The organism is Streptomyces sp. NPDC044003 (genome assembly GCF_056435185.1).
Genome location: NZ_JBWKFA010000013.1, coordinates 93,965 through 109,416, shown reverse-complemented (window position 1 = coordinate 109,416; position 15,452 = coordinate 93,965). Strand labels below are relative to the sequence as shown.

Annotated in this window: 13 protein-coding genes and 2 pseudogenes; 9 read left to right on the top strand and 6 right to left on the bottom strand. The window is 71.2% G+C overall.

Features of this window, described 5'->3' with window-relative positions; translation table 11 throughout:
• The first annotated feature begins 2 nt into the window (after positions 1–2).
• From AC07AW_RS35685 to AC07AW_RS35665, 5 genes are all read left to right on the top strand, one after another.
• On the top strand, positions 3–1,523 hold the full coding sequence (locus tag AC07AW_RS35685; RefSeq protein WP_478819612.1) for a sensor histidine kinase: 1,521 nt from the start codon (positions 3–5) through the stop codon (positions 1,521–1,523).
• A gap of 25 nt (positions 1,524–1,548) precedes the next feature.
• A complete protein-coding gene (locus AC07AW_RS35680; RefSeq protein WP_392159540.1) occupies positions 1,549–2,808 on the top strand; it encodes a bifunctional glycosyltransferase family 2/GtrA family protein in 1,260 nt (419 codons plus the stop codon).
• Entirely contained in the window at positions 2,805–4,973 is a 2,169-nt protein-coding gene (locus tag AC07AW_RS35675; protein ID WP_478819611.1) for an ArnT family glycosyltransferase, read from the top strand. Before AC07AW_RS35680 ends, AC07AW_RS35675 begins: the two co-directional genes overlap by 4 nt.
• Before the next feature lie 88 nt (positions 4,974–5,061).
• Positions 5,062–6,573 (top strand): MFS transporter, encoded by a 1,512-nt coding sequence (locus tag AC07AW_RS35670; protein WP_478819610.1) that lies wholly within the window; start codon positions 5,062–5,064, stop codon positions 6,571–6,573.
• A 35-nt stretch (positions 6,574–6,608) separates the two neighbouring features.
• Positions 6,609–7,397, top strand: a complete 789-nt coding sequence (locus AC07AW_RS35665) for a TetR/AcrR family transcriptional regulator (protein ID WP_478819609.1) — start codon at positions 6,609–6,611, stop codon at positions 7,395–7,397.
• Positions 7,398–7,558: 161 nt separating this feature from the next.
• Here AC07AW_RS35665 and AC07AW_RS35660 read toward each other — a convergent pair whose 3' ends face one another.
• Together AC07AW_RS35660 and AC07AW_RS35655 are read right to left on the bottom strand one after the other, a co-directional pair.
• Positions 7,559–9,079 (bottom strand): MDR family MFS transporter, encoded by a 1,521-nt coding sequence (locus tag AC07AW_RS35660; protein WP_478819675.1) that lies wholly within the window; start codon positions 9,077–9,079, stop codon positions 7,559–7,561.
• Positions 9,080–9,168: 89 nt separating this feature from the next.
• Entirely contained in the window at positions 9,169–9,618 is a 450-nt protein-coding gene (locus AC07AW_RS35655) for a MarR family winged helix-turn-helix transcriptional regulator (protein ID WP_478819608.1), read from the bottom strand.
• A 158-nt stretch (positions 9,619–9,776) separates the two neighbouring features.
• Here AC07AW_RS35655 and AC07AW_RS35650 point away from each other — a divergent pair, with 158 nt between their 5' ends.
• Positions 9,777–10,010, top strand: a complete 234-nt coding sequence (locus AC07AW_RS35650) for a hypothetical protein (RefSeq protein ID WP_030685489.1) — start codon at positions 9,777–9,779, stop codon at positions 10,008–10,010.
• Between the two features lie 60 nt (positions 10,011–10,070).
• Here the strand turns inward: AC07AW_RS35650 and AC07AW_RS35645 are convergent, their stop codons facing one another.
• Complete coding sequence (locus AC07AW_RS35645) at positions 10,071–10,700, bottom strand: TetR family transcriptional regulator (RefSeq protein ID WP_478819607.1); 630 nt, start codon at positions 10,698–10,700, stop codon at positions 10,071–10,073.
• 48 nt (positions 10,701–10,748) lie between these two features.
• Here AC07AW_RS35645 and AC07AW_RS35640 point away from each other — a divergent pair, with 48 nt between their 5' ends.
• Complete coding sequence (locus tag AC07AW_RS35640; RefSeq protein WP_478819606.1) at positions 10,749–11,678, top strand: oxidoreductase; 930 nt, start codon at positions 10,749–10,751, stop codon at positions 11,676–11,678.
• Between the two features lie 17 nt (positions 11,679–11,695).
• Here the strand turns inward: AC07AW_RS35640 and AC07AW_RS35635 are convergent.
• Together AC07AW_RS35635 and AC07AW_RS35630 are read right to left on the bottom strand one after the other, a co-directional pair.
• Positions 11,696–11,797: pseudogene (locus tag AC07AW_RS35635) on the bottom strand (DUF397 domain-containing protein); the annotation flags it as partial.
• A pseudogene (locus AC07AW_RS35630) lies at positions 11,769–12,696 on the bottom strand (helix-turn-helix domain-containing protein). The pseudogenes AC07AW_RS35630 and AC07AW_RS35635, both read right to left, overlap by 29 nt.
• Before the next feature lie 147 nt (positions 12,697–12,843).
• On the opposite strand from AC07AW_RS35630, the gene AC07AW_RS35625 reads away from it, so the two are divergent.
• On the top strand, positions 12,844–13,224 hold the full coding sequence (locus tag AC07AW_RS35625; RefSeq protein ID WP_478819605.1) for a hypothetical protein: 381 nt from the start codon (positions 12,844–12,846) through the stop codon (positions 13,222–13,224).
• A gap of 108 nt (positions 13,225–13,332) precedes the next feature.
• Positions 13,333–14,565, top strand: a complete 1,233-nt coding sequence (locus AC07AW_RS35620) for an RNA-guided endonuclease InsQ/TnpB family protein (protein WP_478819674.1) — start codon at positions 13,333–13,335, stop codon at positions 14,563–14,565.
• An 87-nt stretch (positions 14,566–14,652) separates the two neighbouring features.
• On the opposite strand, the gene AC07AW_RS35615 is transcribed toward AC07AW_RS35620, so the two are convergent.
• Positions 14,653–15,447 (bottom strand): hypothetical protein, encoded by a 795-nt coding sequence (locus AC07AW_RS35615; protein WP_478819604.1) that lies wholly within the window; start codon positions 15,445–15,447, stop codon positions 14,653–14,655.
• Between the last annotated feature and the right edge of the window lie 5 nt (positions 15,448–15,452).

The window sequence follows — 15,452 nt, the reverse complement described above, 5'->3', positions numbered from 1 at the left end:
CCGTGCGCATACGACGCCGGCGGCCGTGGTCGCTGCGGACGCGGCTCGTCGTCTCCGCGGTCGCGCTGATCGCGGTCGTCGCGGCGGTGATCGGCACGGTGACGACGATCGCGTTCCGCTCGTACCTGTACGACCAGGCCGACGAGCAGGTGCGGGCCGTCTCGAACCGGGCCGCCGGGCCGCCCAGCGCCATGGGCGCGCCCGATCCCGTGCGGGACCGGGAGCCGCTGGCCTTCGTCGTCGGGCCGGGCGTGCCGAACGGCACGCTCGGGGCCGTCCTCACGGACGACGGCGTCTCCTCCGCCGGATTCCAGGCGGAGACCGAGGACAGTGGTGCGTACGGCGTGCAGTTCCGGATCAAGGCACTCGACGCGGCCCAGCGGGCCGCCCTCGCCACCGTCCCCCGGGACGGCCGGCCGCACACCGTCGACCTGCCCGGCGGGCTCGGCTCGTACCGGGTCGAGTACGCCGCCGGGGCCCACGGCGAGTTCCTCACCGGCATCCCCCTGACCGAGGTCGAGGACGCCCTCTCCACCCTCGTCCTCGTCGAGCTGAGCGTCACCGGCGCCGGGCTCGTCGCGGCCTCGCTCGCCGGGACCGTGCTCGTCCGGGTCGCCCTCCGCCCGCTGCGACGGGTGGCCATCACCGCCCGTCAGGTCGCCAGACTCCCGCTGCACAGCGGGGAAGTGGCGCTCCATCAGCGCGTTCCTGAGGCCGAGGCCGACCCGCGCACCGAGGTCGGTCAGGTCGGCGCGGCCCTCAACCGGATGCTCGACCACGTCCACTCCGCCCTCGACGCCCGCCAGCAGAGCGAGACCCGGGTGCGGCAGTTCGTCGCGGACGCCAGCCACGAGCTGCGCACCCCGCTCGCCTCGATCCGGGGGTACGCGGAACTCACCCGGCGCGGCGGTGAGGAGTGCGGCCCCGACACCCGGCACGCGCTCTACCGCATCGAGTCCGAGGCCGCCCGGATGACTGGCCTGGTCGAGGACCTCCTGCTGCTCGCCCGGCTCGACGCAGGACGCCCCCTCTCGTACGAGACCGTCGACCTCGTCCCGCTCGTCGTGGACGCCGTCAGCGACGCCCGCGCCGCAGGGCCCGACCACCACTGGCGTCTCGAACTGCCCACGTCAGGCGCGCTCGTACGGGCCGACGGCGCCCGGCTCCAGCAGGTCCTGGTCAACCTCCTCGCCAACGCCCGCACCCACACCCCGCCCGGGACCAAGGTCACCGCGCGCGTCCGCGGCGACTCCGCGGCGACGCTCGTCGAGATCGAGGACGACGGCCCCGGCATCCCGCCCGAGCTGCTTCCCGCCGTCTTCGAACGCTTCGCGCGCGGCGACGCCTCCCGCTCCCGGCACGCCGGATCCACCGGCCTCGGCCTCGCCATCGTCCGCGCGGTCGTGCTCGCCCACGGCGGAGAGGTGACCGTCGAGAGCGTCCCCGGCCGGACCGTCTTCACCGTGCGCCTGCCTGCCGACCAGGACTCACAGGCAGGCCACAGGCTCATCACACAGCCGTGACAGCGGCCCCGGCGAATGTCGGGGCATGCGAACCCAAACCCTCGGGGAAGCCCTTCCCGCCCGGGATCACCTGCCGGTGAACGTGGCCGGACGGCCCGTCCTGGACGTGGTCGTCCCCGTCTACAACGAGGAGAAGGACCTGGAGCCGTGCGTCCGCCGGCTCCACGAGCACCTCCTCCGGACCTTCCCGTACGGCTTCCGCATCACCGTCGCCGACAACGCCTCCACCGACACCACACCCGACGTCGCCGCCGCCCTCGCCGCCGAGCTGCCCGAGGTGCGCTCCGTACGGCTCGAGCAGAAGGGCCGCGGCCGGGCGCTGCGGACCGTGTGGTCGGCCTCGGACGCGCCCGTCCTCGCCTACATGGACGTGGATCTGTCCACCGACCTCAACGCGCTGCTCCCGCTGGTCGCGCCGCTCATCTCCGGCCACTCGGACCTGGCGATCGGCTCCCGGCTCGCCCGCTCCTCGCGGGTGGTGCGCGGGCCGAAGCGGGAGTTCATCTCGCGCGCCTACAACCTGATCCTGCGCTCCTCGCTCGCCGCCCGGTTCTCCGACGCGCAGTGCGGCTTCAAGGCCATACGGAGGGAGGTCGCCGAGCGGCTGCTGCCGATGGTGGAGGACACCGGCTGGTTCTTCGACACCGAGATGCTGGTCCTCGCCGAGCGGGCCGGGCTGCGCATCCACGAGGTGCCGGTCGACTGGGTCGACGACCCCGACTCGACCGTCCACATCGTGAAGACCGCCACCGACGACCTCAAGGGCGTCTGGCGGGTGGGGCGGGCCCTCGCGACCGGTTCGCTGCCCCTCGACCGGCTCGCCCGGCCCTTCGGCGACGACCCCCGGGACCGCGAACTGAACGGTGTGCCGGGCGGCCTCGCCCGCCAGCTCGTCGGCTTCTGCGTGGTCGGGGTCCTGTCCACGCTCTTCTACCTGGCGCTGTACTCGGCCTTCCGCCTCGGCGTCGGCCCGCAGCTCGCCAACGCCGCCGCCCTCCTCGTCTCCGCCGTCGCCAACACGGCGGCCAACCGGCGCCTCACCTTCGGCGTACGGGGCCGGGACCGGGCCGTCCGCCACCAGGCGCAGGGGCTCGTGGTCTTCGCCATCGGCCTCGCCCTGACGAGCGGATCGCTCGCCGCCCTCGGCGCGGCGACCGGCGACCCGGCGCACTCCACCGAGCTCGCCGTCCTGGTCGTCGCCAACCTCGCCGCGACCGTCCTGCGCTTCCTCCTCTTCCGGCTCTGGGTCTTCCCGGACCGCGCTTCAGCAAGGAACGAACGATGACCACTCCGCCCACCGCCGTCCATGCGGCGCCCCGCAGCGGCCGGCTCGCCCGGCTGTGGCGCGGCCGCGCCGAGGACGCCCCCTGGGTCCGGCCCGCCTTCCTCGGCCTGCTGGCCGCCACCACGCTGCTCTACCTGTGGAACCTGAGCGCCTCCGGTTACGCCAACTCCTTCTACTCCGCCGCCGTCCAGGCGGGCGGCGAGAGCTGGAAGGCCTTCTTCTTCGGCTCCCTCGACGCGGCCAACGCCATCACCGTCGACAAGCCGCCGGCCGCGCTCTGGCCGATGGCCCTGTCCGTCCGCCTCTTCGGGCTCGGCTCCTGGCAGATCCTCGTGCCCGAGGTGCTCATGGGCGTGGGCACGGTCGCCGTGCTGTACGCGGCCGTCCGGCGCCGGTTCGGCGCGGGCGCGGGCCTGATCGCGGGCGCGGTCCTCGCGCTGACGCCGGTGGCCGCCCTGATGTTCCGCTTCAACAACCCGGACGCGCTGCTCGCGCTGCTCATGACGGTCGCGGTGTACTGCGTGCTGCGCGCCCTGGAGCTGGACAAGGGCGCGGCGAGGTGGCTCGTGTGGGCGGGCGTGGCCTTCGGCTTCGCCTTCCTCGCGAAGACCCTCCAGGCCTTCCTGATCCTGCCGGCGCTCGCCCTCGTGTACGTGGCGTGCGCGCCGGGCGGCTTCGTGCGGCGGCTCGGCCGGCTCGGCCTGGGCGGGCTCGCGATGCTCGTCTCGGCGGGCTGGTGGGTGGCCGCGGTCGAGCTGTGGCCGAAGTCCTCCCGTCCGTACGTCGGTGGCTCGCAGAACAACAGCTTCCTGGAGCTGACCTTCGGCTACAACGGCCTCGGCCGGATCAACGGCAACGAGACCGGCAGCGTCGGTGGCGGGGGGCGCGGCGGCGGCATGGGAATGGATCTGCCCGCAGGCGCGGAGCTGCCCGGTCGCGCCGGCGGTGCCGGTGGCGGCTGGGGCGAGACCGGCATCGGCCGCATGTTCAACGACCAGGTCGGCGGTCAGATCTCCTGGCTGCTGCCGACCGCGCTGCTTCTGCTCGTCGCGGGGCTCGTCGTCACCCGGCGGGCGTCCCGGACGGACACGGCACGTTCCGCGTTCCTGGTGTGGGGCGGTTCGCTGCTCATGACGCTCGTCGTGTTCAGCTTCATGGCCGGCATCTTCCACGAGTACTACACGGTGGCCCTGGCCCCGTACGTCGCGGCGATCGTCGGCATGGGCGCGGCGGTGCTGTGGGAGGAGCGGACCCGGTGGCTCGCTTCGGCGGCGCTCGCCGTGACAGTGGCGGTGACGGCCTGGTGGGCGTGGACGCTGCTCGGCCGTACGCCGGACTGGCTGCCGTGGCTGCGCTGGACGGTCCTGGTGGCGGGCGCGGTCGCCACGCTCGGGCTGCTGCTCGCGGGCCGGGTCGACCGGCGGCTCGGGCTCGCGGTGGCGGGCCTCGGCCTGGCGGCGGGGCTCGCGGGGCCGTTCGCGTACACCCTGGCGACGGTGGACAGCGGCCACCAGGGCTCGATCGTGACGGCGGGCCCGGCGGGCGGCGGCATGGGCGGTGGCCGGGGTCCGATGAACGGCCGGATGGTCTTCGTCGGTCAGGCTCCCGGTGGTCAGGCGCCGGGCGACGGCCAGGCTCCGGGTGGTCAGCCGCAGACCGGCCAGGCCCCGGGCGGGGGTCAGGCCCCCGGCAACGGCCAGGCTCCCGGCGGTCAGATGCCCGGCAACGGCCAAACCCCCGCCGGTCAGATGCCCGGCAACGGCCAGACCCCCGGCGACGGTCGTGACAGTGAGCGCGGCGGCATGAACGGTGGCCTGGGCGGTCTGCTCAACGGCGCGAACGTCGGTACCGAGGCCAAGGAGGCCCTCCTCAAGGACGCCGACTCGTACACCTGGGTCGCGGCGGCCGTCGGCGCCCAGAACGCCGCCAGCTACCAGCTCGCCACCGAGAAGCCCGTGATGGCGATCGGCGGCTTCAACGGAAGCGACCCGTCCCCGACGCTCGCGCAGTTCAAGCAGTACGTCGCCGAGGGCAGGATCCACTACTTCATCGCCTCGGGCGGCGGGATGGGCGGCGGCAGCGCGATCACCTCGTGGGTCGAGGACACCTTCGAGAAGGTCACCGTCGGCAGCTCCACCTTCTACGACCTGACCAGCGAGAAGTAGCCCCCGGAAAATAATCCCTATACAGCGTACGAGACTCCTTGTACGGTGTACGAGACCTGCTCCCGTACACCGTATAAGGAGTCCTGCCATGACGGCGTCGACCACGCCCACCGGTGGCCACCCACAGCGCTGGCTGATCCTCGGCGTCATCTGTCTCGCCCAGCTCACCGTGCTGCTCGACAACACCGTGCTCAGCGTCGCCATCCCCTCGCTGACCTCCGAGCTCCACGCCTCCACCTCCGACATCCAGTGGATGATCAACGCGTACTCGCTCGTCCAGTCCGGCCTGCTGCTCACCGCCGGCAACGCCGCCGACCGCTACGGCCGCAAGAAGCTCCTCGCCGCCGGTCTCGCACTCTTCGGCCTCGGCTCCCTCGCCGCCGGCCTCGCCGACTCCACCGCGCAGCTGATCGCCGCCCGCGCGGGCATGGGCGTCGGCGGCGCGCTCCTGATGACCACCACCCTCGCCGTCGTGATGCAGATCTTCGGCGACGCCGAGCGGGTCAAGGCCATCGCGATCTGGGCCACCGTCGCCTCCCTCGGCTTCGCCGCCGGCCCGCTGATCGGCGGAGTGATCCTGAACCACTACTGGTGGGGAATGATCTTCCTGATCAACCTTCCGGTCGCGGTCGTGGCGCTCGCCGCCGTCCTCAAGCTCGTCCCCGAGTCCAAGAACCCCCAGGGCGAGCGCCCCGACCTGCTCGGCGCGCTGCTCTCCACCATCGGCATGACCGCCGCCGTGTACGCGATCATCACGGGTCCCGCGCACGGCTGGACCTCGGCCGAGGTGCTCGTCCCGGCCGCGATCGGCGCCGCCGTCCTCGCCGCCTTCGCGCTGTGGGAGCTGCACACCCCGTACCCGATGCTCGACATGCACTTCTTCCGCAACGAGAAGTTCGTGGGCGCGGTCGCCGGCGCGATCCTGGTCATGTTCGGCATGGGCGGCTCGCTCTTCCTGCTCACCCAGCACCTGCAGTTCGTCCTCGGCTACGAGCCGCTCGAAGCCGGTCTGCGGATGGCGCCGCTCGCGCTGACCGTCGTCGCGCTCAACCTCACCGGCGTCGGCCCGCGGATCGTGACGAAGCTCGGCACCCCGACCACGGTGGCCGTCGGCATGACCCTGGTGGCGGCCGGGCTCGGCTCGATCGCCCTGCTCGGCGGCGGCACGGACGGCACCTACTGGGGCATGCTCCTCGGCCTGGTCCTGATGGGCATCGGCCTCGCCGTCGCCAACCCGGCCATGGCCAACGCGATCATGAGCGCGATCCCGCCGGAGAAGGCGGGCGTGGGCGCCGGGATCAACGGCACCCTGGCCGAGTTCGGCAACGGCCTGGGCGTCGCCGTCCTCGGAGCCGTGCTCAACGCCCGCTTCGCCGCCCTCGTCGCCGTCACCGCGACCTCCCTCCCCGCCGCCCTGGCCGCCGCCGGCGGCGAGGCCGAGCGCCGGCAGATCTCGGACGCCTTCGCCTCCGGCCTCCAGACCAGCCAGCTGGTCGGTGCGATCGCCGTCTTCGCCGGCGGTCTGCTCGCGGCGGCCCTGCTCAAGCGGGCCGAGCGCGCGGAGAAGGCCGTGACGTCCGAGCAGCCGGTCGCTGCCTAGCATGGTGACGGACAGCTGACAGACGGAGGAACGCGATGGTCAAGGCAGCCGATCGGGCCAAGAACCCGGCGCGTTCCAGCGTCTGGCTGGAGAAGAGGGCCGCCCGCGGCGGCGGTGGCCCGGCCGGGCTCGACCGGGACCGGATCGTCGCCGCCTCGATCCGGATGCTCGACGAGGAGGGCCTGGCCAAGCTGTCGATGCGCAAGCTCGCGACCGAGCTGAACGTCACCGCGATGTCCCTGTACTGGTACGTGGACACCAAGGACGACATCCTCGAGTACGCCATGGACAGCGTCTACGGGGAGATCGACCTCGCGGCGGTCGACGCCGCCGCGGACTGGCAGGAGCGGATCCGCCTGCTCGCCCTGGACTACCGGCGGATGCTGGTCCGCCACGGGTGGATGTCGCCGAGCGCCGGCCAGTACCTGAACATCGGCCCGAACGCGATCGCCGTCGGCCAGAAGATCCACGACACGGTCGCGGAGACCGGCCTGTCGCTCGACCGCAGGCCGAGCGCGATGTCGGCGGTCTTCCAGTTCGTGTACGGCTACGGGACGATCGAGTCCCAGTTCGGCCGGCGCGCGGCGGAGGCCGGGATGTCGCAGGACGAGTTCTACGTGGACTCGGTGAACGCCTTCCGCGACGACCCGGACCTCACGGACCAGATCGAGGGCCTGAGGGAGATCCTCGACGAGCGGACCTCGCACGACAGCCTCAGCGAGATCTGGGACCGGGACTTCGGCTACGCCCTGGACGTCCTGATCGCCGGCATCGAGGTCATGGTCGCGCGCGAGACCGAAGAGGCGCGCCGTACGGAGAAATGACGGAGCGGCGCATCGTACGAAAGCGACGGAGCCGCGCGCCGTACGAAAGTGACGGAGCCGCGCGCCGTACGGAGAAATGACGGAGCGGCGGGCCGTCCCCTGCCCGCCGCTCCGTACCGGACCCGGTCGCGCCTCCGCTCGAAGCGCGCCCGGGAGCTCTGTTACTCGGCTTCCGCCTTCACCGTGTTGCTCTTCAGCGCGACTTCCTTGATGAACAGCGTCACCACGAAGGCGAGCAGCGCGAACGGCGCCGAGTAGAGGAAGACGTCGGCGACACCGTGGCCGTACGCGTCCTCCATGACCGTGCGGATCGGGGCCGGCAGCTTGTCCATGTCGGGGATGCCGCCGCCGGAGCCGCCCTTGCCCAGGGCGGCCGCGGCCTTCGGGCCGAGCTCGGTCAGGCCTTCCTTGACGTAGTCCGTGACCCGGTGGGCCATGACCGCGCCGAGCGCCGAGACACCGATCGCACCGCCCAGGGAGCGGAAGAAGGTGACGACGGAGGAGGCGGAGCCGAGGTCGGCGGGGGCCACCTGGTTCTGGGTGCAGAGCACCAGGTTCTGCATCATCATGCCGAGGCCGAGGCCGAGGACCGCCATGAAGATCGCGATGTGCCAGTACGCCGTGTCGTAGCGGATCGTGCCGAGCAGGCCGAGGCCGCCGGCGGCCAGGGCGCCACCGCTGACCAGCCACGCCTTCCAGCGTCCGGTCTTGGTGATGACCAGGCCGGAGACGGTGGAGGAGATGAACAGGCCGCCGATCATCGGGATCGTGAGGACGCCGGACATCGTCGGCGACTCGTTCCGCGCCAGCTGGAAGTACTGGCTGAAGAAGACCGTGCCGGCGAACATCGCGACACCCACGAAGAGCGAGGCGAGCGAGGCGAGGGTGATCGTCCGGTTGCGGAAGAGGCGGAGCGGGATGATCGGCTCGCTCGCCCTGGACTCGACGAGCACGAAGACCGCGCCGAGGAGGACCGAGCCGCCGACCATGGCGGCCGTCTGCCAGGACATCCAGTCGTACTTGTCGCCCGCGAAGGTGACCCAGATGAGGAGCAGGGAGACGGCGGCGCTGATGAAGAAGGCGCCGGCCCAGTCGACCTTGACCTGACGCTTCACGACGGGGAGCTTCAGGGTCTTCTGCAGGACGATCAGGGCGATGATCGCGAAGGGCACGCCGACGTAGAAGCACCAGCGCCAGCCGAGCCAGTCCGTGTCGGTGATGACGCCGCCGAGCAGCGGGCCGCCGACGGTGGCGACGGCGAAGGTCGCGCCGAGGTAGCCGCTGTAGCGGCCGCGCTCACGCGGGGCGATCATCGCGGCCAGGATGATCTGGGAGAGGGCGGTCAGACCGCCGACGCCGATGCCCTGGACGACACGGCAGGCGATGAGCATGCCGGTGCTCTGCGAGAGGCCGGCGACGACCGAGCCCGCGACGTAGATGACCAGGGCTATCTGGACGAGCAGCTTCTTGGAGAAGAGGTCGGCGAGCTTGCCCCAGAGCGGGGTGGTCGCGGTCATCGCCAGGAGGGCGGCGGTCACCACCCAGGTGTAGGCGGACTGGCCGCCGTCCAGGTCGGTGATGATCTGGGGGAGGGCGTTGGAGACGATCGTCGAGGACAGGATGGCGACGAACATGCCGAGCAGCAGCCCGGACAGCGCCTCCATGATCTGCCGGTGCGTCATCGGGGCGGAGTCGCCGCCACCGCCGGTACCGGTGACGCCGTCCCGCGCACCGGTGTCGGGCGTGGTCGTAGCCATGAACTTCCTTTTTCTCAAGCGTGGTGGGCCTGGGCCCGGCAGTCCCCGAAGGAGTCGCGGAGGCGGGTCAACAGGTGGGTGAGGAGTTCGACGTCGTCGTCGGACCACTCCGTGAGGTGGCGGGAGAAGGCATCGGTCACCCGGCGGTCGAGCTCGCCGAGCATCGCGTGGCCCGGTTCCGTGAGCCGCAGGATGCGGGAGCGCTTGTCGTCCGGGTCGGGCAGGCGCTCGATCCAGCCGTGTTCCACCGTGTGGGCCACATGGCGGCTGCACACGGACATGTCGACGGCCATGAGTTCGGCGAGGCGGCTCATCCGCATGTCGCCGTGGTGGTTGACCAGGGCGAGCACGGCCGCCGAGCCGCCCTGGCATTCGACGGGCAGGGCGCGGGCGAGTCCGCGCTTGACGGCTCCGATCGCGCTCACCGAGCGGGCGAGTTCCTCGTACCTGTTCCGTGTCGCCATCGGGCACCCCCGTCCATCTTGTTGCTTAGGGCAACCATAGAGATGGATGGTTGCTTCAGGCAAACTAAATCGGTCAAACGGCGCTAAAGAATCGGCAAAGGCGGACGGTCGGTGCCGGGGCTTGGGCCCCCACCCCGACTTCGCTAGGGTCCTGGCCCATGGCACACAACCCCCAAGCACCGTACGGCCAGGGCCAGCCCCCTCAGGGTCCCGAGGGCTACGACCCCGCCGGCAGCACGCAGATGTTCCGCGCCTTCGTCGACGAGGGCACCCCGCAGCGGCAGCAGCCGCAGGCCGCGGCCGCGTCGGGCGGCCCCCGGGTCGGCCTGATCGTGGGCGTCGTCGCCGTGATCGTCGTCCTGGCGGCCGTCGCCTGGCTGGCGCTGGGCTGACCGCTCCGCACCCCCGTAGAGGTGGGCCGGATCCGCATCACGCGGACCCGGCCCACTTTTTTACTCCCTTACGGAATCCAGCGCGGGCGCGAGCACCGTGAAGGCCTCCCGGATCAGCGCGCCGGGATCCTCGGCGCCCTCGCCCCCGCTCCACCGGTGCAGTACGGCGTCGAAGGCGGCCAGGGCCATGCCCGCCGCGAGCCGGGGATAGAGGTCGGTCCCGGGATCGCGCCCGAGCCGGGCGGCCAGCTCCTCCGTCAGCTCCTCCCGCCATCGGGCCTGGTGCTCCAGGAAGCGGGCGAGCAGTGCGGGCGTCCGCAGGATCAGCCGGACCACCGGCAGCGCGCGCTCGGCGTGGTCGCCGCAGGCCGCCAGCGGTACGGAGACGGTGTGGAGCAGCGCCTCGGAGGGGCGCTCCGCGGCGGGCCGGGCGGCGAGCCCCGCGCGCATGTCGGCGCCCATGCCGGCCAGGAACTGGACGACCACGTCCTCCTTGGACGCGAAGTACCGGAAGAAGGTCCGCTTGGAGACTCCCGCGGTGGTCGCGATCTCGTCGACGGTCACCGCGTCGAAGCCCCGGAGGGCGAGCAGCTGGAGCGCCGCCTCGGTGAGCTCGGTCGCGACGAGCTGGCGTTTGCGCTGGGCGAGGGTGGTCACGGCCCGATGGTAACGCGGTGACGTCCATGACATCCAGAGTCGCGCTTGACACTCGGTGACACGGACGGCAACGTGTGCCGCATGACTGACAAGCAGCGCTGGACCGCCGACCTCATCCCGGACCAGACCGGGCGGGTCTTCGTCGTCACCGGGGCCAACAGCGGTCTCGGCCTCGCCACCACCCGCGAGCTCGCCCGCCGGGGCGGCCGCGTGATCCTCGCCGTACGGGACGAGGAGAAGGGCCGCCGCGCCGCCGAGGCCCTCGGTGCCGACGCGCGCCTCCTCGACGTCCGCCCGCTCGACCTCGCCGACCTCGACTCGGTGCGCGCCTTCGCCGACCGGCTGCGCGCGGAGCACCCGCGCCTGGACGTGCTCGTCAACAACGCGGGTGTGATGGCGCCGCCGCGCACACTCAGCGCCCAGGGCCACGAGCTCCAGTTCGCGACCAACCACCTCGGCCACTTCGCGCTCACCGGCCTGCTGCTGGACCTGCTCGCCGCCGGGACCGATCCCCGGGTGGTCACGGTCAGCTCGATCAACCACCGGCAGGGCAGCCTCCGCTTCGACGACCTGAACGGTGAGCGCGGCTATGCGCCGATGACCTTCTACAACCAGTCCAAGTTCGCCAACGCCGTCTTCGGCAAGGAGCTGCACCGCCGCCTCACCGAGACCGCGAGCCCGGTCCGCAGCGTGCTCGCCCACCCCGGCTACACCGCGACCAGCCTCCAGATGAAGGACACCTCGGGCCTGGCCAAGCTGTTCTTCGGGCGCATCGGCAATCCGCTGCTCGCCCAGCGCCCGGAGCGGGGTGCGCTGCCCCAGCTGTACGCGGCGACCGAGCCGTCCGTCGCGGGCGGCGAGTTCATCGGCCCGGACGGCATGGGCGAACTGCGCGGCGCCCCGACCCGCGTCCGCCTCTCCGACGCGGCGGCCGACCCCGGGACCGGCCGCCGACTGTGGGAGCTGTCGGAGGGGCTGACGGGGGTGAGGTACGGGCTCACCACCGGGTAGCGCCGCTCACCCGTCATTCACAGGGCGTGGACGAAGGTCTCCCAGGCAGAGCGCTCGAAGACGATCGCAGGGCCCTCTGGGGCCTTGCTGTCACGTACGGGGACGAGGTCGGGGAACCCGGGGGCGACTTCGAGGCAGTTTCCGCCGTTGTCGCCGCTGTAGCTGCTCTTGATCCAGGTCACCGCTGTCAGATCGTGCCTCTGCATGGTGCCCGTACCCTTCCATCATGTCGCTGATCAGAGCGGCGGAATCATGGGCTGACAGAGCGTCTGCCCTCAGCACATCATAGGTCTGGCTGTGCCGCGTGAAGTCGCCCGGATCATCGGTGAAATGCCCTCTGTCGAGAGATTCCGAGTAGACCCACTCATGCCCGTCGGGAAGCCTGATCAGCGATACCGAAGTGTTGGGGCGGCGGAGCTCCGGACGGTCGGAAGGCGCGACCTGCACCACGGTGTTGGGTTGCTCGCCCACCCGCAGCAGGTGTGCGCACTGCTCCCGCATGACGGCTGCATCGCCCACGACGTTCCGCAGGCAGCTCTCGTCAAGCACCACGATGTACAGCGGGCCGTCCTCGGCCAGAAAGCGTTGCTGGCGGCTCAGTCGTGCTCGAACTCGGTCTTCGACCGCCTCGCCGTTCGACACCCGCGAGAACAGGGCATGTGCGTACTCCGGGGTCTGGAGCAGACCCGGCATCACCTGGGCCTGGTACTCCCGTTAACGTCACCGCCTCCGCGTCCATCTCCGCGCGCCGCTCGAACCAGTCCGGATGCTCCACCTGCGGGTACCAGTCGATGCGGCCCCACAGTCGCAGCAACACCCCACCCGTGCCGAGGATTTCGTCGCATACCTTTGCGAACGTGTCCGTGGGCACCCGCTTGGCCGCCTCCACCCGGGCCACCTGTGAGCGGTCGCACGGGATACGGCGGGCCAGCGCATCCTGCGTGAGGCCGGCTGACTCGCGGTAATGCCTGAGGAGTTCGCCGAAGACGTCCGCCGTTGTGGCGACCTCCGTGCTCATCCTCGCGTTTCTTTGGGTCACTGCAAACCCCCTCGTGACAGTGGCCCTTGGCACGCTGTGAGCGTTGCGGCCACCCCTCCCATTGAGCAACGCTTGAACCACGGAGAGTAGTCGCCCGATCGGGTGAGTCATGGGAGGAATCGAGGAATGGCAGGGTACATGGAGTGCGGGGCACACCTGTACGACCCGGCCGTGCGGAAGGTCGGCGAGTACAGGGGGCAGGCCGGTCCGTACGCGATGCTGCGGCCGCTCGGCGGCGGGCGGGAGTGGGAGGCGGACCCGGAGCAGGTGCGCCCGGCGACGTCGGCCGAGCGGCTGAGTGCCGGGGTCAGGGCGGCGAACGAGCGGACGACTGCTTCGTGCGAGCTGAGCCGTCCGCCCGTTCCCGTCTCGCACTGTGTCGAGTGCGCCGCACTCGCCGACTCTCGCGCTGCCGCCCGGGCCGGCTTCGACTGGAGCGGCGAGACCGACGCGAACGTCCTGCTGCGACGTCATCATGCCGAAGTCCACCAGGGCCATTCCATGTGATGTTCCGCAAGCACATCGGTGATCGATCGGGGACGGAGAGTGGTGGTGAGCGTCGTGGTCGTGGGAGAGCGGGATGTGGTGAAGCGACAGTTCGGGCACCGTGCACGACTGGCACTGACGCCCGCCCAGGTCCGGCTGCTGGACGCCCAGGCGCATGCTGCGCGGACCGTGTGGAACTGCCTCCACGATTGGTGGGCGATGCTCCCGAAGGAAAAGCGTTCCCTGGCTGCCGCCGATGCGGCGATTCGACAGGCACGACGCGAGATCGGCTGGCTCGCCGTGCTCCCCGCGCAGGCGGGGCAGGCCGTGCTGAAGACGTACTTCCAAGCATGGAAGAACTGCTGGGAAGGCCGGGCCAACGCGCCGGAATTCAAAGCCCGCCTCCGCACGCCGATGTCCGTGGACATCCCACAGGGACGGGACTTGCACGTCACTCGTGTGCACCGTCGCTGGGGCATGGTCACGATCCCCAAGATCGGTCGAGTCCGCTTCCGCTGGACCAAGGACTTGCCTGTCGGCAGACTCGCCGACCGTGAGAACCGGATCACCGGGGCCCGGCTGGTGAAGGACGCTCTCGGCTGGCACATCGCCTTTCGCCTCACGAGCGTCGAGTCCCGACCTGCCCGCCATGTCGGCCCGGAGGTCGGTATCGACGTGGGGGTCACCGTGCCCCTGGCTCTCTCGGACGGGTCCATCAGGACGCATGGCAACTGGTTGACCGAGGCGGAAGCCGCGAAGCTGCTCCGGTTGGAGCGGAGAGCAGCCCATCGCAAGAGGTTCCGCAAGCGGGGGGAGCGCTCCTCGCACCGTCTGCGGGTTACGTATGACCAGATTCAGGCGCTTCGCGCAAGAGCCAAGCGCAGGCACCTGGACTGGCAGCATCAGACCACCACGGAGATCGCGAAGAAATACGGCACCGTGGTCGTCGAAGCTCTGCACATCACGAACATGGTCAAGAGCGCGAAGGGTGACCTTGATCAGCCAGGGAAGAACGTCGCTCAGAAGTCCGGCCTGAACCGTTCCATCAGCCAAGAGGCCTGGGGGCGTACTGTCGAGCTGCTGAACTACAAGACCGCCCGCTACGGCGGCAGCCTGCACAAGGTTCCCGCTCCCGGCACCTCCCAACGCTGCTCCATGTGCGGCTTCATCACACCAGGCAGCCGGGAATCCCAGGCCGTGTTCGCATGCAAGAACCCCGGCTGCGGCTGGGTGGGCAACGCCGACCACAATGCAGGTCGGAACATCCTGCACCTGTATCGGATGGGCCTCGTGCTCGTCCCGGCTGCCGGAAGGGCAGTCGCCAGGCGCGCACGACGCGTCAAGCCCGCCACCGCGAGGTAGGTGGGAATCTCCTTCAGCCATGAGAGGAGAACACTTCAATCGCACATCAGGAACCTGGCCATCCGGAGGAGTTCGCGGAGGTGCTGGTCAGCGCCATGCGGCGGTGACCTCCCGGGTGTCGATCCGCATCCCGAGCGGCACCCGCCAGGACTCCACGCACACCGTGTACGTCTGCGTCCGCGCCGTCCCGGCGGCGATCGGCGCGGGCAGCGGCTGACGGGAGTCGACCGTCCCCCAGTCGGTGCCGAGCAGCCCGATGATGTGCGTCGCGAAACCGACCGTGCCCGAAGTCGCGGCGGTGCCACCGGTGTTGCGGAAGGTCACGGTGACCCGCTGGCACCAGCGCCGGTCGCCGTCCGCGAGGCTCGGCGCGGAGACGGTCAGCACGGCGGGCCCGGGCGCGGTGGTCGGCGCGGGTGAGGACGGGGGCGTGCCGGTGTCGGGCGGGGTGGGCCGGGGCGTGGCGGAGGGGGTACGGGGCGGGGTGCCGGTGCCGCCACTGCCGGGCGCGGTCGTCGGAGCCGTACTCGATCCCGTACTCGATCCCGTACGGGAAGGCCCGGAGGTCCCGGAAGGTCCGGAGGTCCCGGAGGTTCCAGGGGCCCCCGAGGGGCCCGGAGAGGCCCCGCTGCCGCCCCCGGAAGGCGTCCCGAGGGCCCCGGGGGCCGCGGGCGACGGGGACGACGTGCTGGACGTCGTCCCGCTCTCCGAGGGCTCCAGGGGGACCAGGGTGACCACGCCCGAAGGGGCGACCGCGCCCTTCGGGGAGGGGCCGGCGCCGACCGCCGCGTACCCCTCGCCGTCTCCTCCGCCGCCGCACGCGGTCAGCGCCCCGCCGAGGCAGAGCGCCACCGCCGCGAGTCCCGGCTTCCTTCGCCTCATGCGCA